Source organism: Enterobacter sp. Lyrl_3 (assembly GCF_051948675.1).
GTDB classification, from domain to species: Bacteria; Pseudomonadota; Gammaproteobacteria; order Enterobacterales; family Enterobacteriaceae; genus Enterobacter; species Enterobacter cloacae.
Genome location: NZ_JAYJLI010000017.1, coordinates 50833 through 73166 on the forward strand (window position 1 = coordinate 50833; position 22334 = coordinate 73166).

At 52.8% G+C, this 22334-nt stretch carries 22 protein-coding genes; 3 read left to right on the forward strand and 19 right to left on the reverse strand.

Annotated features, from left to right (window positions below):
- Positions 1-2 precede the first annotated feature (2 nt).
- The 15 genes from VF709_RS21180 to VF709_RS21250 form a co-directional block, all read right to left on the reverse strand.
- Positions 3-269, reverse strand: coding sequence for a PAAR domain-containing protein (locus tag VF709_RS21180; protein WP_440232273.1), 267 nt, complete (start codon positions 267-269; stop codon positions 3-5).
- Between the two features lie 270 nt (positions 270-539).
- Positions 540-1139, reverse strand: coding sequence for a hypothetical protein (locus VF709_RS21185; protein WP_440232274.1), 600 nt, complete (start codon positions 1137-1139; stop codon positions 540-542).
- A 266-nt stretch (positions 1140-1405) separates the two neighbouring features.
- Positions 1406-2074: a hypothetical protein gene (locus tag VF709_RS21190; RefSeq protein ID WP_440232275.1), complete on the reverse strand. Its 669-nt coding sequence runs from the start codon at positions 2072-2074 to the stop codon at positions 1406-1408.
- A 153-nt stretch (positions 2075-2227) separates the two neighbouring features.
- Entirely contained in the window at positions 2228-3007 is a 780-nt protein-coding gene (locus VF709_RS21195; RefSeq protein WP_440232276.1) for a hypothetical protein, read from the reverse strand.
- Positions 3007-4956, reverse strand: a complete 1950-nt coding sequence (locus VF709_RS21200; RefSeq protein WP_440232277.1) for a lipase family protein — start codon at positions 4954-4956, stop codon at positions 3007-3009. The genes VF709_RS21195 and VF709_RS21200 overlap by 1 nt, the downstream gene beginning before the upstream one ends.
- A 5-nt stretch (positions 4957-4961) precedes the next feature.
- Complete coding sequence (locus VF709_RS21205; protein WP_440232278.1) at positions 4962-7463, reverse strand: type VI secretion system Vgr family protein; 2502 nt, start codon at positions 7461-7463, stop codon at positions 4962-4964.
- A gap of 59 nt (positions 7464-7522) precedes the next feature.
- Positions 7523-7729 (reverse strand): hypothetical protein, encoded by a 207-nt coding sequence (locus tag VF709_RS21210; protein ID WP_373226738.1) that lies wholly within the window; start codon positions 7727-7729, stop codon positions 7523-7525.
- A 21-nt stretch (positions 7730-7750) separates the two neighbouring features.
- Positions 7751-10432, reverse strand: coding sequence for a type VI secretion system ATPase TssH (gene tssH / locus VF709_RS21215; protein WP_440232279.1), 2682 nt, complete (start codon positions 10430-10432; stop codon positions 7751-7753).
- A 181-nt stretch (positions 10433-10613) separates the two neighbouring features.
- Positions 10614-11105 carry an Hcp family type VI secretion system effector gene (locus tag VF709_RS21220; protein WP_262768538.1) on the reverse strand — a complete coding sequence of 164 codons (492 nt, stop codon included), beginning with the start codon at positions 11103-11105 and terminating at the stop codon, positions 10614-10616.
- Between the two features lie 12 nt (positions 11106-11117).
- Entirely contained in the window at positions 11118-12836 is a 1719-nt protein-coding gene (locus VF709_RS21225; protein WP_440232280.1) for an OmpA family protein, read from the reverse strand.
- A gap of 5 nt (positions 12837-12841) precedes the next feature.
- Entirely contained in the window at positions 12842-13495 is a 654-nt protein-coding gene (tssL, locus tag VF709_RS21230) for a type VI secretion system protein TssL, short form (RefSeq protein ID WP_440232281.1), read from the reverse strand.
- Positions 13492-14826 (reverse strand): type VI secretion system baseplate subunit TssK, encoded by a 1335-nt coding sequence (gene tssK, locus VF709_RS21235; protein WP_440232282.1) that lies wholly within the window; start codon positions 14824-14826, stop codon positions 13492-13494. The genes tssL and tssK overlap by 4 nt, the downstream gene beginning before the upstream one ends.
- 12 nt (positions 14827-14838) lie before the next feature.
- Positions 14839-16380, reverse strand: coding sequence for a type VI secretion system contractile sheath large subunit (gene tssC, locus VF709_RS21240; protein ID WP_440232283.1), 1542 nt, complete (start codon positions 16378-16380; stop codon positions 14839-14841).
- Positions 16381-16407: 27 nt separating this feature from the next.
- Positions 16408-16899, reverse strand: coding sequence for a type VI secretion system contractile sheath small subunit (tssB, locus tag VF709_RS21245; protein WP_440232284.1), 492 nt, complete (start codon positions 16897-16899; stop codon positions 16408-16410).
- Between the two features lie 358 nt (positions 16900-17257).
- Positions 17258-17890 (reverse strand): LuxR C-terminal-related transcriptional regulator, encoded by a 633-nt coding sequence (locus tag VF709_RS21250; protein WP_440232285.1) that lies wholly within the window; start codon positions 17888-17890, stop codon positions 17258-17260.
- Between VF709_RS21250 and VF709_RS21255 the strand changes: the two genes are divergently transcribed.
- The gene (locus VF709_RS21255; RefSeq protein ID WP_440232286.1) at positions 17889-18086 is read left to right on the forward strand and encodes a hypothetical protein; all 198 of its coding nucleotides are present in this window, start codon (positions 17889-17891) and stop codon (positions 18084-18086) included. The two genes, VF709_RS21250 and VF709_RS21255, sit on opposite strands and share 2 nt — an antisense overlap.
- Here the strand turns inward: VF709_RS21255 and VF709_RS21260 are convergent.
- From VF709_RS21260 to VF709_RS21275, 4 genes are all read right to left on the reverse strand, one after another.
- The gene (locus tag VF709_RS21260) at positions 18078-18389 is read right to left on the reverse strand and encodes a putative quinol monooxygenase (RefSeq protein ID WP_440232287.1); all 312 of its coding nucleotides are present in this window, start codon (positions 18387-18389) and stop codon (positions 18078-18080) included. The two genes, VF709_RS21255 and VF709_RS21260, sit on opposite strands and share 9 nt — an antisense overlap.
- Positions 18390-18415: 26 nt before the next feature.
- Positions 18416-19171: an SDR family NAD(P)-dependent oxidoreductase gene (locus tag VF709_RS21265; RefSeq protein ID WP_422701293.1), complete on the reverse strand. Its 756-nt coding sequence runs from the start codon at positions 19169-19171 to the stop codon at positions 18416-18418.
- A gap of 670 nt (positions 19172-19841) precedes the next feature.
- A complete protein-coding gene (locus VF709_RS21270) occupies positions 19842-20507 on the reverse strand; it encodes a tyrosine-type DNA invertase (protein WP_422701294.1) in 666 nt (221 codons plus the stop codon).
- Positions 20508-20870: 363 nt separating this feature from the next.
- Positions 20871-21032, reverse strand: coding sequence for a hypothetical protein (locus VF709_RS21275; RefSeq protein ID WP_422701295.1), 162 nt, complete (start codon positions 21030-21032; stop codon positions 20871-20873).
- Positions 21033-21078: 46 nt separating this feature from the next.
- Here VF709_RS21275 and VF709_RS21280 point away from each other — a divergent pair, with 46 nt between their 5' ends.
- Both VF709_RS21280 and VF709_RS21285 read left to right on the forward strand, forming a co-directional pair.
- Positions 21079-21867, forward strand: a complete 789-nt coding sequence (locus VF709_RS21280; RefSeq protein WP_440232288.1) for a DUF3658 domain-containing protein — start codon at positions 21079-21081, stop codon at positions 21865-21867.
- Between the two features lie 82 nt (positions 21868-21949).
- Complete coding sequence (locus VF709_RS21285; protein WP_440232289.1) at positions 21950-22234, forward strand: hypothetical protein; 285 nt, start codon at positions 21950-21952, stop codon at positions 22232-22234.
- The last annotated feature ends 100 nt before the right edge of the window (positions 22235-22334 follow it).

The window sequence follows — 22334 nt, forward strand, 5'->3', positions numbered from 1 at the left end:
CATTACCCTACCGTGTTGTTTGTCGTGCTGGCGATGACGTGACAGCCACACTGGCAGAGGCAACGATCAACCACAACGGCCCGATCGCCTACCGTCCGGTTTGGGTGACCTTCCACAATCGGATTAACACCGTGGCCGTCGAGCGGACAATTCACTAAGTCGTCAACCAGTGCGACCTGCTTGCCGTTTACCGAATAATGCGCAGAGGCAGAAATAACCTCACCGCCACTGTTAGTTTTATCGCCAAGAACAACAACGTTTTTAGACATTAATCATTACCTTTTAAATATAAATAAAAATGATGAGTTCGCTTACCTGTCAACTCAGGAAGTGTACAAAACACTATTGGATAAAAATATTTCCACTTTTAAATATTTACCCCCCCTAACTTATTGACATCTGGATGCGTTGAACCATCAGATACCACTGTTCCATCGGGGTAAATAATCTTATAATACTCACCAATCTTGTATTCTTTGGGAGCCACCATTCTTACCACTTTGGATTCATCAAGGGTTGGAGTGTAAAAAACACTTACATTATTGCCCTGCGAGTTTATTTTTTTGTAGGTAATCTTTCTCTCCGAACAAATTCAATGTATCCATCAAACTTATTCTTTTATTGGTTTTAATTAATGGATAATATTTCGGGGATAAATTAACGCTACTGGAAACTGTGTCAAACTGTCCATTCTGCGATGCGAGATCATCAAACGCAAATTTAACCCCGACGCCGGTACCCGGCACCAGATTTTTACCCAAGTGGGTTGCGTCTGTGTACGCAATACTCAACTTAAACGCACTCAGCTTCCAGTTGCAAAAACTACCCCCATCCATTGCGACCCTGCCACGCCAGATATCGCTTTTTCCCTGCTGCTGTAGAGGTATGCTGATCTCACTAGCACCAGGTTCCTCACGATGCGAACCATCGCTCATGTCTATGTAACGGTATTTACAGGAAGTTGAAATATACCGGACATCTAGCGGTGAAGGCCGGGTCCAGGGCGAGGGGTTCTTAACTTCCACTTCCACCCATTTAGTGTCTGAAGGCGGGGATATTGTCCTGACTATCAGCTCATTACGGCAGCCATCCAGGAGACTCGTCAGGATAAAAACCAGCGTAGCCAGTAACTCTTTCATTATTCAATGATCTCCTCTGCTTTGATGCAAAAACGTTCCAGTGCAGCGGGGCCATTCTCCATCGTCTTCGTTGCGGTGAGTGATAAGTAAAGCATCGATTCCAGTGTCAAAAATATCTCATTTCGCTGGAGTTCATCTTCAGGTATTTCATATTCACTCCCCGTTAACTAAAGACTTCATTTTATCCACTTTATCAAAGTCAGGGAAAAGAGCATCATCAGGAGCAATACTCCCATCTGGGTATATGATTTTTGGAGATGCACCATCTATTTTTTTTTTTCTACCCCAATCCATCTTGTTATTTTATGCTCATCGAGTATCGGTTCGAAAGTAATATTTTGAGGTGTGAATGCTCTGATTGATATAAAGCTTTTCCTTCCTAATAATGTGAGTTCTTTTCTCTTCTTATCCATATTCCACTCACGTATGTAAGGATAATATTTCGGTGTTAGATTGACATCACCTATTACAGGTTTGAATTGCCCATTCTGGGATGCAAGATCGTCAAAAGCAATGGTTGCGCCAACAGCCGTACCAGGCACCAGATCTTTACCCAGATGAGTCGCGTCTATATATTCGATACCCATATCAAACTCACTCAGTTTCCAGTCACAGGAACCACCACCGTTCATCGCCACTCTGGCTTTCCAGATATTACTGCTTCCCTGTTGTTGCAGCGGAATGGTCACTGGGCTATGCCCCACAGTTTCTCTCCGTGTACCATCCCCCATGTCCAGATAATGGTGCTTACAGGTATTCGAAATATAAGTCACTTCCAGTGGAAAAGGTCGTGTCCAGGGAGACGGGTTTTTGACCTCCACATTCACCCATTGAGTGTCAGAAGGTGGTGACAGGGTTCGGTCTATTGATTCAGCACAACCGGTGTTCAGAATACCGACCAGGAAACACAAGAGTATTTTTAATGTATGCTTCATTATTCAATGATCTCCTCTGCTTTGATGCAAAAACGTTCCAGTGCAGCGGGGCCATTCTCCATCGTCTTCGTTGCGGTGAGTGATAAGTAAAGCATTGACTCCAGGGTCAAAAATATTTCATTTCGTTGAAACTCATTTTCCGTTATATCATATTCACTTCCTGTTATCTGAAGACTTCATTTTATCCACCTTACTAAAATCAGGAAGCAGCGTTTCGTAAGGTGCTATGCTTCCATCTGGGTATATGATTTTTGAATGCACGCCCTCAATTTTTTTTTCAGGCTCGACAAACCTTGTTACTTTTTTTTCATCTAATGTTGGTGTGAAGGATATTTTTTGTGGAGTATAGGCTCGAATAGATAAAACATCTTCCTCTCCTAGTAAAGAGAGGGTTTTATTTTTTTGAACTATATTCCACTCAGTTATTAATGGGTAGTATTTTGGTGTTAAATTAACATCCCCTAAAATGGATTTAAACTTCCCATTTTGGGAAGCAAGATCATCAAATGCTATTCTTGCCACACCTCCAGGACCCGGCACTAGATCTTTACCCAGATGAGTCGCGTCTATATATTCGATACCCATATCAAACTCACTCAGTTTCCAGTCACAGGAACCACCACCGTTCATCGCCACTCTGGCTTTCCAGATATTACTGCTTCCCTGTTGTTGCAGCGGAATGGTCACTGGGCTATGCCCCACAGTTTCTCTCCGTGTACCATCCCCCATGTCCAGATAATGGTGCTTACAGGTATTCGAAATATAAGTCACTTCCAGTGGAAAAGGTCGTGTCCAGGGAGACGGGTTTTTGACCTCCACATTCACCCATTGAGTGTCAGAAGGTGGTGACAGGGTTCGGTCTATTGATTCAGCACAACCGGTGTTCAGAATACCGACCAGGAAACACAAGAGTATTTTTAATGTATGCTTCATTATTCAATGATCTCCTCTGCTTTGATGCAAAAACGTTCCAGTGCAGCGGGGCCATTCTCCATCGTCTTCGTTGCGGTGAGTGATAAGTAAAGCATTGACTCCAGGGTCAAAAATATTTCATTTCGCTGGAGTTCATCCTCTGGTATTTCATCCTTCTCTCTGTCCATCTGAGTTTTAAATTTTTCAATATTTTCCTGATGTTCAGTAAAATGCTTGTCGCCACTTAAATTAGCAGCATCGATTAACTCAAGTAATTTGTTATTGATATACGGCATATAGGATGTCATAAAGTGATTTACTGGATTAACGGCCATCCCCCTGTCAGGATTACCACCGGGAGGAATTAATTTATCAACATCCTCTCTTGTTAGCTTTTCAATGAAAGTCTTTTGTTTTACTCCTGCCTCCTGTACATCAGATAACATCAGTTCAGGCACAAGGTAAAGTTTGGCTTTTATAGGCAGTGCATTTTTTATCGTTATGCAACCCGACGGTTCAGGCAGTATTCTTTTACACTCACGGTACATTCGACTCTGGGTTGCGGTAAGAAATATAACCGGATTACCGTGGTGCCAGTAACAATCGCCCCATTTAATAGCCTGGTAGGCTGATAATTCTACTGTTGACCATAATCCCCCCAGCGTGGTACCAACAGGCCCCCATAAATCATAAAAAGCATTATCAACATTAGCTTCTGGCGGAACGCCAGGTACAGGGTCGGTATCATTAACATGCCGAAAATGGGTAATACTCGCCAGTTGAAGCACCGCATCCCGCGTAAAGGTTCGCGGCATCCCATAAGTGTAAAGCAAAGGACGCGCACTTTTTAGTTCTGTCGCATGTATTAAAGCCAGTGCCCCACCAAGACTATGGCCTGCAATAAATAGTTTTAAACCTCCAATCAATTTATTAAAGGCATCCATTTCCTTTGGGAATTTCTTTTTCAGAAGATTATAAGCCTCCCAGAACCCTTCATGCACCTTTCCCGCAGGCAGTAAATTTGTGCATTGTATTTTCTTATCACAGCTTTCACTTTCAACCGGGCGGAAGGTTCCGTCAGTCAGGGCATCCGTACCACTTGATGTTCCTCTCCAGGAGACAATAACAGACTGCTGATTGTAAACATAAAAAAGCCGAGTATCTCCTTCAGGCTCAGAAGCGCTACTGGTATCCATGAATACGGGGACATGATATCGCTGACTAAAGGGCACATCGTGAACAAGCGAATTGTTCTTATAATTCCCCTTGTAAAAAACAGGTGATGCAGATAAATCCTGGCACTGGTTAATAAAAAACTGAGGAATTGATTTTATATCTTTCGCATTATTATCAGCATACGCTAAGCATGCTGAGCCACCCAGATTTATCGCATTGGCAATCGAATAATCTTTCTGGTGATGTAAGACCAGTTCCCATGCCCTGAACGGACAAATCTCAATCACATGACGCTTTTCAAGATCGTGCGTCTGGATATCAATCCCTTTCAGCGCGGTCTCTGCCGGAAAATGGAACGGTGGAGGAAAAGGTTCGCCATCCCGCTTCTCAATATTCGGATAATCATCACAGAGTTCGCCAATCACGGCATAGTGCCACATATAGCCTGCGTCTTCGGCGGGTTGACGCACGATGGAATCTGCTTTTGCATCACGTCCCGGGCGCAAGGCGCGTTTCTCCATCTCATCTGCCAGCGGCTGAGCCGCTAATTTCAGTCGGAGAGGCAGTCCATGCGGCATGTCTACCCGGATAAGCCCGGTACTGTCACTGATACCGGTATGCGTAAACTCTTCAATATGCCCGTCATGCGGATGGTGACTTTCCAGCGTCCAGGGGATCCCGGCCACAGCAACGTTGGCCTCATCAACCAGTTGCACTTCAACCCAGAAGGGACGTTGCTTACCCGCAGGGGCGTTTGGCGATCGGCGCTTAACGGCGGTAAAAGATGTTGTCATGATAGTTACTTATCCTCATCAGGGGTATCAGTCCGGGGGTATTCGATGCTCACCGACGACGGCATGGCGGTATATACGGGAGCAGTTTTTCCGTCCCGTCCGGATATGCCCTCATACACATCGCCTTCACGCGTGGAAATCCGATAAGATGTGAAGGGTTTTATTTCTCCCGTCTGCGTGTCGGTCGTTACAAAATTTTCGCTGTAGGCTTTCGGAAGGGTGACTGGCGGCGCTTTCAGGGCTGCAGGTGAGGGCTGATCTACGTTGGTGGCTTTCAGCGTGATATTACCGGGGCAGCCTATCTCAATATTTTGCCCGTCAAGTTTAATGTACGCGCCGCCTCTGTTTCTCAGCGTGACCACATTCCCGGCGTTCACCGTCACATTGCCTTCGGCACTGGTTACGGTGACATCCTGTTGTGCAGATGCATTAAGCTCGTTGCTGAGCGCCTGAATATTCACCTTTCCCTGTGCAGCCAGCAGGCTCATACCGCCCCGATCGGCGAATACGCTGACCGCATTACTTGCGGCGACCGTAAATGACTGCCCTGTGCTGATATCGGTATTTTTCCCCGCCATCAGACCAATACTTTCTCCACCAGATGCCAGACGTACCGCTTCCGGGCTAAGGATCCCCACGCCAGCCGGGGCATGTACCAGAATCCCCTCTCTTTTCAGATGATCCAGCGACTCATTAAGGATCTTCTGGCTGTCAATATCCCCCGAAGATGCGCCGACATTTTTGACGGCAACCTGCAGACTCCGGGCAAGCGTGAGAGCCTGCTCAAGCTGAGCAATGATCGGATCCATCTCCAGCATCTGACCATCAGCCGCAGGTTGTCTGTCAGCAGAAATTAGTATCCCCGCGCCCCCCCGAATACTCACCCAGTCATCAGTCCGTAGTTCAGCGCCTTCACCACGAAGTTTGCGGGTTGCGTCGACGTTGTGTCCGAGGTTCAGTTGCGTCCTGCCGCCGTACACGGTGCTGAGTTTGATATGCTCTTCACCGCGTTTGTCCTCCATCCGCAGCTTGTTCAGTCCGGCGGTACGGATGATGTTACGGGTACCATTCTTGTCGGTCACGTGGTCGCGCGAACGGGAGTTATGCATCACATGGGCGATGTAGGGGCGGTCCGGGTCGCCTTCATGAAACCCAATCGCCACTTCCGTACCCTGAATCAGCGGGAAGTGGAAGCCGTACATATCCCCGCCGTAGGGTTTCGCCAGACGCACCGGCATACTCTCAAGCCCCGCGTCCTTATCGTCCATGTCGGCATCAAATTTTACGCGGTACAGGCCAGACGCATCCTGCCAGGCGTAAATGTCATGAGGTTTCGCACTGGTCACCCAGGCGGTCATCGTGCCGGTGACCTGTGGGCGGGCCAGCAGTGCCGGACGCCAGCAGACCGTATCGCTGTACGGCACCGCGTGCAGACTCACCTGCAGCGCATTTTTCCGGCTGGCGCGGTATTCCAGTCCCGTGAGCAGAATTTCGCCCTGCAGTATTTCAGGGAGCGTGTTGTGGCTGTCGCCGGTAAGGGTGACCACCTGCCCCGGTGAAAGGGCTGCATCGGTGCTGGTTCCGGTGATGTGCGTCTGGTTTGCCAGAAAACGCTCATGGTCGAGCCGGGCGTAGAAATTGGCGCTTTCGGTTTCGGCGTTAATACGCTCCCCCAGCACCAGATGACGCGGTTTATAGTGGTAGACCTCACCGTACGTCACGCCCTCGCCATCGCCGCGCGTCATGTCCGCCGGGGTGGATTCCAGGCGGAACTGCGCTTCACGGTGGTTATAATCTTTGGTGGAGACTGAGGCTTCCACCACGTTGTGGGTAATACCCAGCCCCCATACCGACTCACTGGCGTTATCATTCATGCCGGACGGGCTGTTCAGCATCACCGTGTGACGGGCCGTCAGCGCGTACTGCGTGTCGCCTACGTTGACCACTTCTGTCTGCGTGTCCGGCTGCAGGGTGAACCAGTAGAAGAGGCCCACGTCGGCCAGCAGACGCTGAATGAACTGCAGGTCGTTTTCCTGGTACTGGTTGATTTGCTCACGCTTCGGGTACGTGCGTCTGAGCGAAAATTCATACTCCCAGTTCTTCAGTCCATGCTCCTGCAGCACCTGCCTGACCACCTCCGGCACCGATTTATTGATAAAAAAGCGGTGGGTCCGGAACTGCCGGTCCAGCAGCACCAGTTTTGGCTCCAGCGTAATGCGGTACTTCGCCTGGTCAGCGGAGCAGGTCAGACGCTCGAACTGCGTGATGACGCCATGTACCCGCTTTTGCTCCGTCAGGTGCTTCAGCATGCCACCCGCCATCGTCAGGCTGGCGGGTTTGCGTAACATCTGCTCTGCCGGGATATCCTTGTCCGGGCTGGTAAAATGGATGATGTAGCGGTACGTCCCGCTCAGCTTCTCTTCGCCGGTAAAATCTTCCACATCCAGCGGGGACGGGCAGCTGTCTATATTCAGCCGGTAGCGGTTCAATGTGTCAGTCAGACTCATGTGTGTTTCCTGTCAGATTCAGTGCCACCGCATGTGGCAGAGTGGGTGCGCGTAAACGCTCAGTGCCGGAACAGCCGGAGAAGGGCATACGCCAACACCCCGCTTAGCAGCGCCTTTACCAGCAGAACGGTGACGTCCAGTTGGTTCATCGCCATTTCACCCTCGCCGTACAGCGCGATGCCGTGTTTCACCAGCACCACAATCCAGCCTTCCGGCAGCAGGAAAACACTGCCCAGGACAATGACCAGAAATAAAATGATGTGCATGTTCGGCTCTCCGACGGGGGCTCACGCCTTATGGTCCGGCATGGCGTTAAATTCCATCACGATACCGTCATCCTCATGCCAGCCGAGCGTCAGGTGGTTCAGCGTCACGCCAGCGGCCAGGTGGTGCAGCAACTGCTGGCTCAGCACCGGCAGTATCTGCTGGTTAAGCAGGCTGTCGATGTTGCGGGCCCCGGTGTCCGGCAGCAGACAGGCAGCGGCCAGTGCGTCATACAGACTTTCACTGAGGGTGGTGGTGATGCCGTAGTGACGGCTCAGACGCTGAGTGACCTTCTCAAGCTTCATCGCCACGATGGTGCGCAGCGGCGCTGCACCGAGCGGGCGGTACAGCACCGTCTGAAAACGCGCCAGCAGCGCAAGCTGGAAGTGGTCGCGCAGCAGCGGACGCACCCGTTCGTGCAGCTCGCTGTCAGTAGTCTCCGGGTTTTCCGCGAGCATCTGCATGATGTGGTCGCTGCCGAGGTTTGAGGTCATCAGGATGACCGTGTTGCGAAAATCGATTTCGCGGCCTTCGCCGTCGCGCATAAAGCCCCGGTCAAAGACCTGGTAGAACAGGTTCATCACATCCCGGTGGGCTTTTTCCACCTCGTCGAGCAGCACCACACTGTAAGGGCGTTTTCTGACCGCTTCGGTGAGTATGCCGCCCTGACCGTAGCCAACGTAGCCCGGCGGAGAGCCCTTGAGCTGAGAGACGGTGTGCGGCTCCTGGTATTCGGAGAGGTTGATAGTAATCAGCGACTTTTCGCCGCCGTACAGCGCATCCGCCAGCGCATGAGCGGTTTCGGTCTTGCCGGTACCGCTGGGGCCTGCCAGCAGGAACACGCCCTGCGGGCCGTTCTCCGGCGTCAGCCCGGTTTTCGACGTCCGCAGACGCTGCGCAATTGCGGTCAACGCAGTGTCCTGTCCCACCACGCGTTCAGCCAGCAGGTATTCCAGATGCAGCAGCTCCGTCTGTTCATCCTTCATTAATGACGAGAGCGGCACGCCGGTCCAGTCGGCGATGACTTCCGCCACCATACGCACATCCACATCCGGGCACAGCAGCGGGCTGTTCTGCTGCAGGGCCTGCAGCTGTTGCTGAAGGTCTGCGGTCTGCCGCTGTGATTCGGGCGCGTGGCGGCTTTCCAGCAGCTGCGTGACCAGACGTTTCTCCTCCTGATAACGGGTTTCGAGCAGCTGCTGTTCGGCGGTGAGCTGGCGGGTCTGCTGTGCAATCTCCGTCAGACGGGTACCGTGAACGTGCTGGCCCACCGCCTGGTCTTCCAGCAGGGCCTCTTCTTCCAGCACCAGCGCGTTTTCCTGCGCCGCCAGGCGGGTGAGCGCTTCCGGTACCGTATCCAGACTCATGCGCACGCGGGCCGCAGCGGTGTCCAGCAGGTCCACCGCCTTGTCCGGCAACTGACGTCCGGTGAGGTAGCGCCGGGAGAGGGTGACCGCCGCACGGACCGCCTCGTCGGCGATATGCACGCCGTGGTGCTCCGCGTAGCGGGACTTGAGGCCCCTGAGCATCAGGCAGGCGGTGTCGTCATCCGGTTCATCGACTTTGACCATCTGGAACCTGCGCTCCAGCGCCGCGTCGCGTTCAAAATACTGCTTGTACTCGCTCCAGGTGGTGGCGGCAATGGTGCGCAGCTCGCCCCGGGCCAGCGCCGGTTTCAGCAGGTTGGCCGCATCGGCCCCGCCCGCCTGATTGCCTGCGCCAATAATGGTGTGGGCTTCGTCGATAAACAGCAGCACCGGCAGCGGAGACTGCTGCACCGCGTCGATGATGTTTTTGAGGCGCTGCTCGAACTCGCCTTTGACACCGGCGCCTGCCTGCAGCAGGCCGAGGTCGAGGGTGCGCAGGATAACGGGTTTGAGGGATTCAGGAACGTTACCTTCGGCTATGCGCAGCGCCAGGCCTTCCACCAGCGCCGTCTTGCCGACGCCCGGTTCGCCCACCAGAATCGGGTTGTTCTTGCGCCGACGGGAGAGAATATCCACCATCTGACGGATTTCATTGTCACGACCAAATACCGGGTCGATTTTCCCGTCGCGGGCTTTTGCGGTGACGTCGGTGGTGAAACGGTCCAGAACTGCCAGTAATGCCGTGGTGGGTTTGCCTTCTTTTATTACGGGCGCATCTGCACCCACAGGACGCCCGACGATTTCCACATTACCGTTTCCGGTATCGCCGCCGTCACCCGCCATCAGCATGGATTCCTGTGCCTGCACTTCCTGACGCTCGTCCGACTGCGCATCCAGCAGCGTGCGCAGTTGCGTCAGCTGTCCGGTAGTCAGGGAGAGCAGCGGCCACAGACCGTCACAGAGCAGCAGTGACGAATGGCTGCGTAACGCCATCAGCAGGTGAAGACTGCGTATCTGCTCTTCCCCCGCCATCGACGCACACAGCCAGGCCTGACGCAGCAGTTCGTTGAACTGCGCGGACAGCTGCGGACGGCCTTTGACTGACCGGGGCAGCCGGTCCAGGTATGCCAGCAAATTCTGCCATACCGTATCCATATCCCACTCATAGCGACGGGCCAGTACGGTAAGGTCGCCTTCGCCCTGTTCCAGCAGTTTGAGCAGCCAGTGTTCAGGATGGATTTCCGCGTGGGCGCGGGTCTGGCACAGCATGGCCGCATCCTCCAGAGCCCGGGCGCAGAACGGGTTGAGACGACGCAGCAGTACGGCAGGATTTTCCATGTTATTTTTCTCAGTGTCGGTGACCGTCAGGCACGCTACCGCCCCTCGCTGTTTCCTGGTGTTCAGGAGACCAGAGCGCATCAGGTCAGATGTCCGGATTGTGGTGTTTTTTGCTCAGCACCCGTGTTCACAGAGGCTCAGCAAAAAAAAGCAGACAGGGATAACCCCGTCTGCTGATGTGTTACGCCGTGGCGCGTTCGTTCCAGGCATCGGAATGAATGATGTTGCCGTCCTTGTAGGTCCAGGTGATTTTTTCGTAGCGCAGTTCAAGCTGCTCCAGGTGGTTGTGCTTCTCGTAGGTCGGGTCCTTGATGTCATGCATCACCGGATTGACCTTCACCACCTTCACGTTTTCCAGCAGGGTGTTGAAGTACTCCACTTCCTGACCGGCATCGTTGATTTTGTACCATCTGAACTCGGCTGATTTCAGGGTCTGGCCGGTGGTCACCGCCTTGTACAGGTACGGGCTGGAGGCGTCGATTTCCTTGGTGAATTTAAACGGGGTGTGGATACGGGTGCCGGTCAGCTTGCCGGTGTTGTTGTCGGTCGGGATGTACAGGTTATGCTCTTGTGCCACCACCTCGATGCTGCCCTCGCGGTCCTTCACGTCCACGGAGCCTTTAATGTCCGCACCGCCGTCGTCCTTCAGCCACAGATAAACCGGAATTGCCATGTTATTGATTCCTTATTGATTACGTTGAGAAGCGCCACCATCCTGTGATGGCACCGGTTTTATGCCCGGTACCCGGCAGGCATCGGCCTGCGGGACCAGACGGATTTCAACCCGACGGTTGGCCGCGCGGCCCGCCGTCGTGTTATTGGTCTGCAGGGGGCGGGTGGCCCCGTAGCCCTGCACCGCAAAACAGCTTTCCGGCACGCCGCCGGTGTCGCGCATCCAGTCGCGCACCGCTTCCGCCCGTTTCAGGGAGAGCGCCTGGTTAAGCGACGGGCTGCCGGTATTGTCGGTGTGCCCGCTGACCACAATCAGCCAGCCAGGCTTTGCCTTAATACCCACCAGCGCATTCACCAGCACCTTCGTGGAGCCGGATTTCAGGGAAGCCTCGCCCGGCGCAAACAGCGAAAGGCTGTCGAGCCGCACAATTTGTGGCGCAGCGCTGACGACGGGCTGTTTCGCCGAAGGGGCTTCCTGCCTCCAGCCATTCACCGCCGCATTCAGCGGTGCTATCAGGCGCTGGCCCTGATACAGCCCCAGCCCGAAACGCTGCGGAACACCCCGACGCTGCATGTCATCCAGTCGCAACAGGTCACCACGCAGGATGGCCTGCGCCTGCAGGCGTGGACCGGCAGGTTGTTCACCCGGGCTTGCGTACAGGGTCAGATGGTCGCTGATGCTGCGGATAAGTCGCTGGTTATTCACAAAAGAACACGTCATCGCCAGCAGCAGAAACACACCGCTTATCAGCCCGATGAGACGCCAGTGCTGCATCCGGCGGCTGACGCCACGGTGACGGGAAAGTGAGCTGAGCAGCACATCCGGCAGCGGTAACAGCGACGCTTCCGGTATGGCGGCAGGTGTCATTGTGGTCAGTGCGGCCATCTGCTGCTGCCAGAGATTATCGTGCTCCCCGTGAACTGACGTCAGGCAGTACCCCAGCCCGCCTGGTCGCAGCGCACTCTGGTTGCCCGTGGTCGCCAGCAACGCCGGGGCCACCACGCGCTGATACCACGCCTGCAGGGTATCCAGCCAGAGGCTCTGACTGAGGCGGGACAGGCGGCTCTCCGCTGTCGCTTCCCGCTGCCAGTCCGCCAGCGTCAGGATGCCTTCGCCAGGAAGATGCACCCGCAGCGAGGAGTGACCGGGCGTGACGGTAAACCAGCGGGTATCTGCGGATGCAGAGCCCTCCGGCGGGGAGAGCCAGACCGCACTCAGTAAGGCGGGCGGACCCGGCAGCCACTCATGGCACTGCGTAATGGCCCGCTGCCAGCTGCGCAGCGTCTGCTGAAAAGTCTCTTCACGGGTATGCTGCTCAGGGATAACCGCCAGCAGCACCGCCACGCGGGGCAACAGCGACGGGCGTGTTTCGGCAAGCAGTTTCGCGAGACGAGGGAGCTGTTCCGGGGTTCCGGCCCGCAGATACCAGCCCTGAGCTGTTTCACGAAAACCGTATTCCGCTGAAAACAGGGATGCGGTGTCTCCGGCGACCAGGATCACCGCCCCGGTAAAAGTGTCCGGCGGCAGAACACCATCAGCCAGTGGAGTACGGGCCTCACCCGCAGACGGATGTCGTTGCCACTGACGCCATAACAGCCCGCCAGCGGCGAGCAGGATCAACAGGCTGAGCATCAGCCGGGTACTGAATGAAACCGGTAAAAAGCCGTTGACCAGCCACAGGGACAGGGTAAGAGCCAGCAGCGTCAGCGCATGACGGAACAGATAACGCATTATGGTCACCCCGATCCGAGGAGCTGTGCCACCTGACCGTCAAGCAGCGCGGAGAACACAAACCACATCGCGGCCAGCGCCGCGATTCCTGCGCCCCATGACAGCCAGTACCACCACCGCCCGCCGCGCAGCACGGAAGGTCTCACCACCACCGGGTTTTCCTGGCTCAGGGTAAACGGCGGCACGCGTTCCGCCAGCGCACGCACCACATCCTCACGACGCTCATGGCCCTGCTCACGGTACTGCCCGACAAAGCCGAGCTGCAGGGTTCGGTACAGGCAGCTCATGACCGCCATATCCGGAGCCGGAGATTTCAGCAGCGTGCGGATGTCTTCCCAGAGCGCTTCACCGGCATCCATGCGGGAGAAGAAGTGCGCCTGCAGCGGATTTTGCTGCCAGATCCGGTAAACGTCATCGTCCTTTCCCCGGTTAAGCACGCTCTCATCCAGCAGGGCGCACAGGGCAAACAGCATCTGTTCACGGGAGGACTCGCTGAAACCTGCCTCGTCTAACTGGCGGCGCATCTGCGGAACCCGCTGGCAGGCGAGACGATACAACGCCTCACCGTCCGCAATGGCCTGTTCATTACGCAACTGACAGGCCATCAGCCAGCCCGGGGATAATATCTGTTCGGCTTTCACCACCGTTGACTGACTCATGTCCGCAGCACCGCAAACAGCTCCAGCTGCACGTCACCCAGCGCGGCCGGTGTATAGAATGAGCAGTTACCCGCCGCCAGCATGGCGCGACCGGCATCGGAATTCAGATCCAGCGCGAAATACAGGTTATCCAGACGCACCGGGATCGCGGCAGGCACGTGGCTGACCGGCGTGATTGCCATGCCGCTCATCGCCACGTTCACCACCTCCGACACATCATCGAAGCTGCCTGCCTTGCACAGCTGCGGAAAACGCGCCTGCAGTTCGTGGGTGGGCATGGATGAACGTACCGACAGCCAGAAATCAGCCCCTTCGCGCAGACGGGCATCGTGCAGATCCCCTTTCCACATCGCACCGTTCTGTTTCAGCACAACCGGCACGACACGGGAAGGCAGGCTCGCTTCGAGCAGTTGATCGAGTAACGAGAGCAGCGGACCAAACACCTGCTCCGGCGTCTCATGACGGTACGCCGGGATAGCCTTAAGATCGTGCTCCAGCGAAAAGGTCATGAGGCTGCCCGTCAGACGGACCAGTTCCCTGAACACCAGTTCAGGATGGAGAGCCGGACTCTCCAGCAGGTCGCTCAGCACCGGGGCCGCACCGTTCAGGGCATTGAGCAGCCAGAACAGCGAGACGTCCGCCACGGCAAAATCCGCCATCCGTTCGTTGGCTTCCCGGCGCATGGCCATCAGACGCAGACGACGGGCCTGCAGGCGATGCAGCAGATCCCGAAGCCGTGCCAGCAGCGACGGGCTGCCGGACAGCGCCAGCATAGGGGGGATAAAAGCGGTATCACGAACCCACTGCCCCTGGGCATTACGTACCAGCCGGGCCACAGGGCAGGTCAGCCAGGCGGTATTTTCCTGATGGGCAAGACGCAGAGTCAGGGCATGGCGCAGCACCGGGATGTCGGTCTGTTCATGACCCGTCAGCTCCTGCACGCTTACCCGCTCCTGCTTCCAGCGGCGGGGACGCTCGCTGTCCCTGCCATCGTCCAGATTACCGCCGTTGGCGCTCAGCAGAGGCAGGGCCAGCACCACCCCGACGGAATCGGCCGTGATACCGTTGAGATCGCACACGGGGGGCAGGTTATCACTGAGATCGGTGTCCACCAGCGTGCCGTCCGGGAAACGGACCACCAGGCGGGTGGCATTCAGACGGGAGAGGGCCAGCGCCCCGTCATCAAACTCTGCCGTGACCACGCCCCACGGGTTCGCCAGTGCCATACGGGCCACCGTCTGTGCCATATGGGCATCCCACAGGGCCTGCTGCTGAAACTGCTGCGGGGTCAGAAACGCCCCGTCTTCCCATAACGGACGATAAATCTTCATGACACCATCCCGTTATGCTTTGGCTTTCGGCATCTTGCTGACGAGAGACAGATTGACGTCCATCCCCTCAACCTGGAAATGCGGGACCGCAAAGAGTTTCACGCGGAAGAAGCCCGGGTTGTCATCAATATCTTCCACCACCACTTTGCCTTCGCGCGGCGGGTGCGAAGCCTGCAGCGCATCGCCCGGATCGGTCATCTCGGTCACCAGGCCGCTCAGCCAGCGGTTCAGCTCCTGCTCCAGCACGCGACGATCTTTGGTGGTGCCGATGTTTTCGCGCTGGATCACCTTCAGGTAGTGCGCAATCCGCGACATCAGGAAGATATAGGGCAGGCGGGCGTTGATACGGCTGTTGGCCGTGGCGTCCGGGGTGTCATACAGCGCCGGTTTCTGCGTGGAGTTGGCAGAGAAGAAACAGGCAAAATCCTTGTTTTTATAGTAACTTAGTGGAATTAATCCCAGGTTTGAAAAATCAAACTCGCGGGTTTCGGAGATCATGATCTCAGACGGGATTTTGACCTGACTGCCGGTACCGAGATCGAACAGATGGATAGGCAGATCTTCCACGGCACCACCGGCCTGCGGGCCACGGATCTGCACACACCAGCCGTTGTTCGCAAAACTGCGGGCCATGTTGGCGGCAAAGGCGAAAGAGGCATTCGTCCACAGGTACTTGTCGTGGTCCGGACCTTTGACTTCTTCCACGTAGTTGAAGCTGCGTACCGGGACGGTATCCGGGCCATACGGCAGGCGACCCAGCACGCGCGGCATCGTCAGGCCGATGTAGCGGGAATCATCGCTTTCCCTGAAGCTCTTCCATTTGATATACTCCGCGCGATCGAAATAGTTGGTAATGTCCTTAATGGCCGCTACCTCTTCGATCGTATTTTTCATGAAGAACTTTGGACCCACCGAGCCAATAAACGGCATATGAGCGGCGGCGGCCACTTTGGAGATATTACGCAACAGCGCGATATCCTGAGCACCGGCATCAAACTCGTACGCTGAAATCAGCGCCGCAATGGGTTCACCGCCGGGCTGGTCATATTCCGAACAATAAGCGTGCTGGTATAATCCGCTCTGGATGATTTCCGGCGCATCCTCAAAATCCGCCCGCAAATCCTCCTTGGACAAATCAAGAAGCTCTACGCGAATATTTTTTCTGAAATCCGATTTATCGACAAGGTGCTCCACGCCGCGCCAGAGACTTTCCACCTTCTGAAATTCCGGGTGATGAAGAATTTTGTCCAGGTCCTGGCTGAGCTGACGATCCAGTTCACCGATCATCTGATCCAGCAGCGCCTTATCCAGCTTATCGACTTTACGGGTACCGGACTGGCGCAACTGCTCCAGAAAGACGCCCAGGGCAGCGGTCACGCGCTGATTCGCACCGGCTTCCGCCATATCGGCTTCATCCTTCCAGGCGCGGATATCGCTGAGCTGGTCCACGGGAGACAGGTTGATTTTTTTAAGCAATGACGCATAGATCCCGGCAGACGGTTCCTGCTCCAGGACTTCTGCCGTTGCGGCGGCGGTATTGTGTTCTGCTGACATGGTATTCATCTCGTGCAAATAGGGGGATCAGATGTCCTGAGGGGCCAGGGCGGCAATTTCAGCGCGAAGCTCATCGCTCAGGTCGGGGTTACGCAGGATTTCCAGTAATTCACGACGGAAGCTGGCATCGTCAAGGAGGTTGGCCCGCAGATCGCGTAACAGGTTGCGCATGGTCAGCATGGCCTGCAGGCGAGGCACCTGACGGGCAACGTGCTCCGGAGAGAAATCCTTCATATGGCGGAATGTCAGGTTAATCTTCTCTTCCGTTTCTTCGTCGCCGTGGATATGCTTCACATCGAAACTGGTTGAAGGCGCGAACTCTGCCAGCACCTGCTGAATATTCAGCTTATTGATATTGATCTTATTCCTTTCTGACAGCGGTGCCGTTTCCCGACCATTGCTGAAATCTCCCGATACGACCAGTTTCAATGGGAGTTCTGTCTGCTTCTGCGCTCCACCAGTATGTAAATCCAGTTTTAGATTAATTCGCGCTTTGGGTATTTCCGACTGATAGCTCATGATCTGTCCTTCACTTGTGGGTTATTTATTTGCCCAACTTCTGTCAAAACCCGAAAGAAAAGTTAACTTTGGAAAATGGAAATGAGATCGACCCAGGATAGAGAACGATTTCACACTCATCGCACATTGCGCATTGCACATTCTGTCACTCATATTCCTTTCACTTTCGTACTCTTCAGTCATGAATTAAGCTACGTCTGAGATTTCAGGCTGTTATTTTCTCTCCGCGATAAGTTGACAACCCCACCCACCCGTTGTTTGTGATGCGGGTATTGCAAATATGCGCTGAGTCTCAATCCAGATACCTGAGTATTGAACTCTATTTTCAGGTTTAAACATACTAGAAGAATTCTAGGTTTCAGAATTTAAGTGTGAAGGGGAGTATGTCCTGATAACCTTTCTGGTAGGCAAGGCTCACAAGTTCTTTCGTACTATCTGCCCTGAATTTCTTTTTGAGATTCATCAAATGAAAATCCACGGATTTTAGAGAAACCCCTGTACTTTCTGAGATAGCTGCTCGCTTCAGCCCTTTAAGAAGGAAATACATTATTTTCGATTCCATGGCTGTTAAGTGATATTTCTCTCCATAGTTACAAACTTTAATACTTTCTGATTTGCCAGCAAGATTGAAGAAGTTTATGTTTTGCGTGATTTCAACAGCTGTGGCAATGGTTCCTGCAGGTTTACCCGCAGCATCATAGATAACTTTTTTGGTCGTTATCAGGTTTACAGGAGTGGTTCCATTCAGAGGCTCTATGACAGAATAATTGTCTCCTCTCAGAATATCTTTTTCATGATTGACATAGATGTCTGCACTGTCAGCCCAGGGCATATCGAAATCATTTAACCCAATAAGCGATTCTGTCTTTTTTCCGGCAAGCCGGGTAAAAGCAGCATTTGAGGCAATAAAACGGTGCTTTACATCCTTTACAAGGATGATGCCACAATCAATCATAATTAATGGATTTGAAAGGAATTCTTCTATATTCATGTCTGACAACACATTCAATCAATCAACATCAGTCGAAGTTATCAATGTAGCAGGGCAGGATATTAAGCTGGCCTACTTAGAAAATCAGGGATATTGGGTTGCAATAAAATATTCCAAAGACTGCGAAATATTTACCGGTGTAACCAAAGATGAGCTAATGGTAAATATCATTAATGGCCTGAAATGTTTAAACTGATGTTCCGTAAAGACGTACATCTGATTTTTCAACCAAAATTTTCGCGGTGCTTTCAAAAAAATGAGTGATGTATGGTTTAGCACAGTGCAGATCAAAATCCTCCCGGGACTTCCACTGTTCAATTAAGCAGACATCCCATTTTTCACCATGAGAACCTGGGTATTGTATTTCTCGGGTCAGATCATAGCCAATGCAACCGTCTTCCGACAGCGTATCCGGAATAAGTTTACGTAAACTCTCAACAAGTTCATCAATTTTTCCACTCTTCGCCAGGAATCTGGCTACACAATGAATATGATTCATATCAGAACTTCCTTTTTTGTCATGTTTTATCTGGCTGTGTAACCACCATCAACAGGAAGCAGTGCACCTGTTATAAACGATGATGAATCACCAATGAGAAAAGTAATAAAATTAGCGACATCTTCAGGTGTACCTATTCGACCTAATGGCTGCTCTTTTGCTTCTTCCTCATGAACTTCATCAATATTCAGTCCATTTTTCGAAGCATAACGTTGTACAGCATTTTGATAGAGAGGGGTGTCTATTGTGCCGGGACAAATTGCATTACAACGAATACCAAAAGGTGCGTAATCCAGGGCAATAGTTCTTGCCATTGCAGCAATCGCCGCCTTAGATGAATTGTAAACAAAACTATTTTTCTTCCCGACAAAGGCCTGATCGGAAGAAACAATCACGATACTCCCTTTTCTTTTTTCTTTCATCAAGGGAATAACGGATTTTAACAGGCAATAAGTTCCTTTTGTATTAACACCCATCACCCTGTCAAAATCATCTTCTGAGGTTTGTTCGATGTTTGCAGAAAAATGAACACCTGCACTTACCACTAAAGCATCAATCCCACCTTCACGGAGGGAGATTAAATTCACAACCTCTTCCACCTCACTGCGGTTCGTTACATCACATTTTAAAAAGGTGTCATTACGCTGTGACGAAGTCGATTGTGGTGGTAGCAAATCAAGGTTGTACACACAGTAACCCTGCTCCTGTGCCAGTCGCGCTGTGGCTTCCCCAATACCACTGGAACCGCCTGTCACGATACAAATCTTCGGTGCATTAGCCATAATTCTTATTCCGTCAATTCATTTTCCTTGTGAGCCTTTACTCATGCACTTTGACTCAACCATGATTTCACATACTTAGTCGTCTGACAGGGTTCTGGGCTATTTATGCCTCAACACAACGTAACGGCGAAGTATACCGACTGAACTCAGCCGGTACTGGTGAACCTGAGGTTACCCTTATCTGCACGTTTTACTGTTGGCCTTCCGATCGCTCCGGGAAATCCCTTCATCGCAGACAGGAAAGCCATTGTCATGAATATTCATGGACGTGCGAATAGTAGGAGTTGGGGATTAAAAAATCAAACATGTAGGTTTTTAATGCCTCTTACAGTAAATTACCGATATTTTGTATTTAAATGTAATAATCGCTATTTTTAGGATTATTATTGCAGGACAGGAATTGACTGATGGTAATAATCGTTGCTATGGAGTTGCCATTAAAAATGAACAATAACCAGGCAATTACGCCCCGTAATTAATCGTATTATCATTAACTGAATCTTTTTTAACGTTTGCAACAAAGTGTTTAATTACGCTCAACTTGATCTACATCACACAAAAAACCTTCCATGTCACGTTTTTGCAACGTTCGGGCACACGCTCACACAAAACAACGGGATACACAGCCTGTATCCCGTCCTGGTTTTTACGCATTCACCGCTGTCATCGGTCAGTCGCTACAAACGTAGTGCAATAAACGACTTGCCAGCTGACGCAGCATTACCGGCATTCGGCGCACGCAGACGCTACCCGCGCTTCGCTCTTCCTCATCGGTGACCACCGCCAGACGCTGCTTTTTCCAGGTCTGCGCAAAGCGGGCGGCGTTACCTGCCGTGTAGTGCACGGTGTGGCGAATGTTACGGTGCCCCAGGTAATCCTGTATCAGCCGTGTATCCATCCCCTGTTCGGCGAGCTCGTAGCCGCAGGCATGGCGCAGCATATGGGGGTGAACCCGTACCGCCAGTCCGGTCAGCAATCCATAGTGCCGGAGTATCTTGTACATATACTGGCGGGTAAGGTGTTTTCCCTTTGTATTAGGGAACAGCCATCCTTCTTCCGATAACGGTCTGCGGCTCATCCACTGCTCCAGCAACTGCCGTTCATCCGGCTGGAGCGGGTGCACGGTACTGAAACCGTTCTTCAGCCGCCGGATGAAAATTCTGCCACCCGCCAGATCGATATCCTGGGCAGTCAGCCCCAGTAGCTCGCTTATCCGCAGCCCATGATAAAAACACATCATGATCATGCACCGATCCCGCAATCCATTTTTTGTACCTTCCGTCGCCCGCAGTATTTGTTCCGTTTCGTGCTGTGTCAGATAGAGCCTGCTTTTCACAATGCCATTCCACCATTAAGAATATTTTTATTATTTGCTTAGTGAATGTTTATCATTGTTAACTGAATTTAAATTCAGCTTACAGGTATGACCTGTGATTTTTTTGTTAACTGTGCGGCGGTTAAAAAGAACGATGCAACGGATGCAAAAGTGCTGTTATTGCTAAACCGGGAGTGTCAGGTGGCTGATCAGCTATAACGGTATCAACCGACGGTTTCTTGCTGTTTGAGCAGAATTTGACAATCACCAGTCCCGTGCTGACGGTTAAAAAGCGACGTTAAGACAATCGCATCCTGATGATTATTGCTCCAACTTTTCCCTTTGCCCGTGTCTGCGGGCATTTTTTATGTTGCTGTGACGGTCTCAGGTGAGATGCCCGGCGATTTCGTCATACCACCAGGTCGGGTATTTTCGGGATTCGTTGTACTTTGACGATAATGTCGTGAGCCAGTAAAACACCTCATGACAGCAGACTCTGGTGCCCACCAGCGCAAGTAGCGGCCAGGTGAAGGTGCGTTTGATCATTTGAGTCTGGCAGGCACACAACAACACGATCTAGGAGGAGCGCCAAATGAAGACGAATATCCGGCACGTATGCCAGGCAGGCTTTGCCCCGATACGCCTCGAATCGCTGTTTGATTCGGGTATCACTGAGATTGCCGACGACTGCAGTACAGGTCCCTTAGCTGACGTTGATACCGCCACTCCGGTTCAGCGCAGCACTTTCTGGCATGATTTCTTTACTCTGGTTTATGGTGATGCCGGACCCAACTGGACGACCGTTTTTCAGGGTGTCCATCAGCAGCTTAGCTCCCTGAGCGACGATACTGACGAAATCGTCATCTGGTCGGGGACACATCCTGTCGAACAATTGCTGCGTCGCCGCGTTTACTGGTGGCTGCGTCATAGCGCCACAAAAGTGACTGAGGTACTGATTGATACCCGCGATATGGAGAATCCTGGCGAACGACCTTACGCCGCTGTCGCACAGATTGCCACTGAACGGCTTAAAATGCGTTTCGCTGAACGCCAGTCCATACCACCCGCCCTTCGCAGGCAACTGGCGGATGAGTGGGTCACACTTCGGGACCAGGGGACAGGGATTCGTCTTATCGAAAATAACGTTCTGACTGAGCACCCTGTTGCGTATTTCGATAACGACCTGTTGTCAATTGTGGGAGAACAACCTGTCCAGTTGAACCGCACCATCGGGCAGGCAATGTCGGAAAGGGGCATGGGTGATACGTTCTGCAAATGGCGCTATGTCACACTCATTCAACGCGGTGAACTGACGCTGATATCGGGCAATCTCCACGACGAATACAATTCAGCGATGATTGGCAAACCGGGGCGTCATTGAAAACTGCGACACCAGTAACAATTGATGCAATCCCGCTCCCGGTGGGAAGCTATTGGCTGAGCCAATAAATGGAGGTAATGGTATGCGTCAATTATCAGCAGCGGTGGTAGTCGCATCACTGTTCGTGTTCAGCGCTGTTGCTGCAGATATGCCAGCAGACTCAACGCACAGTTCAGACACTTCTGCTCCGACACGCCCACCGCTCGTATTTGGACCCGGCCCGGTCATTAATCCGGATAAATCGCAGTATATGGAAGACCAAAACGCCGCGATGAAAAAAGAGCAACAGGAGCCCGCCACGCAGCAGCCCTCAAATCCTCACCGCAGGCTGCATCACGGACTGATACCACCTGCCAAAAATCAGTAATAAACGTCTGTCCGCACCCACTGTTACCGGGCGCGTCTCCATACAGAGATTTCACCATACGACGTCTCAACATTTGACAATCTCAGGCCCCGTGCTGACA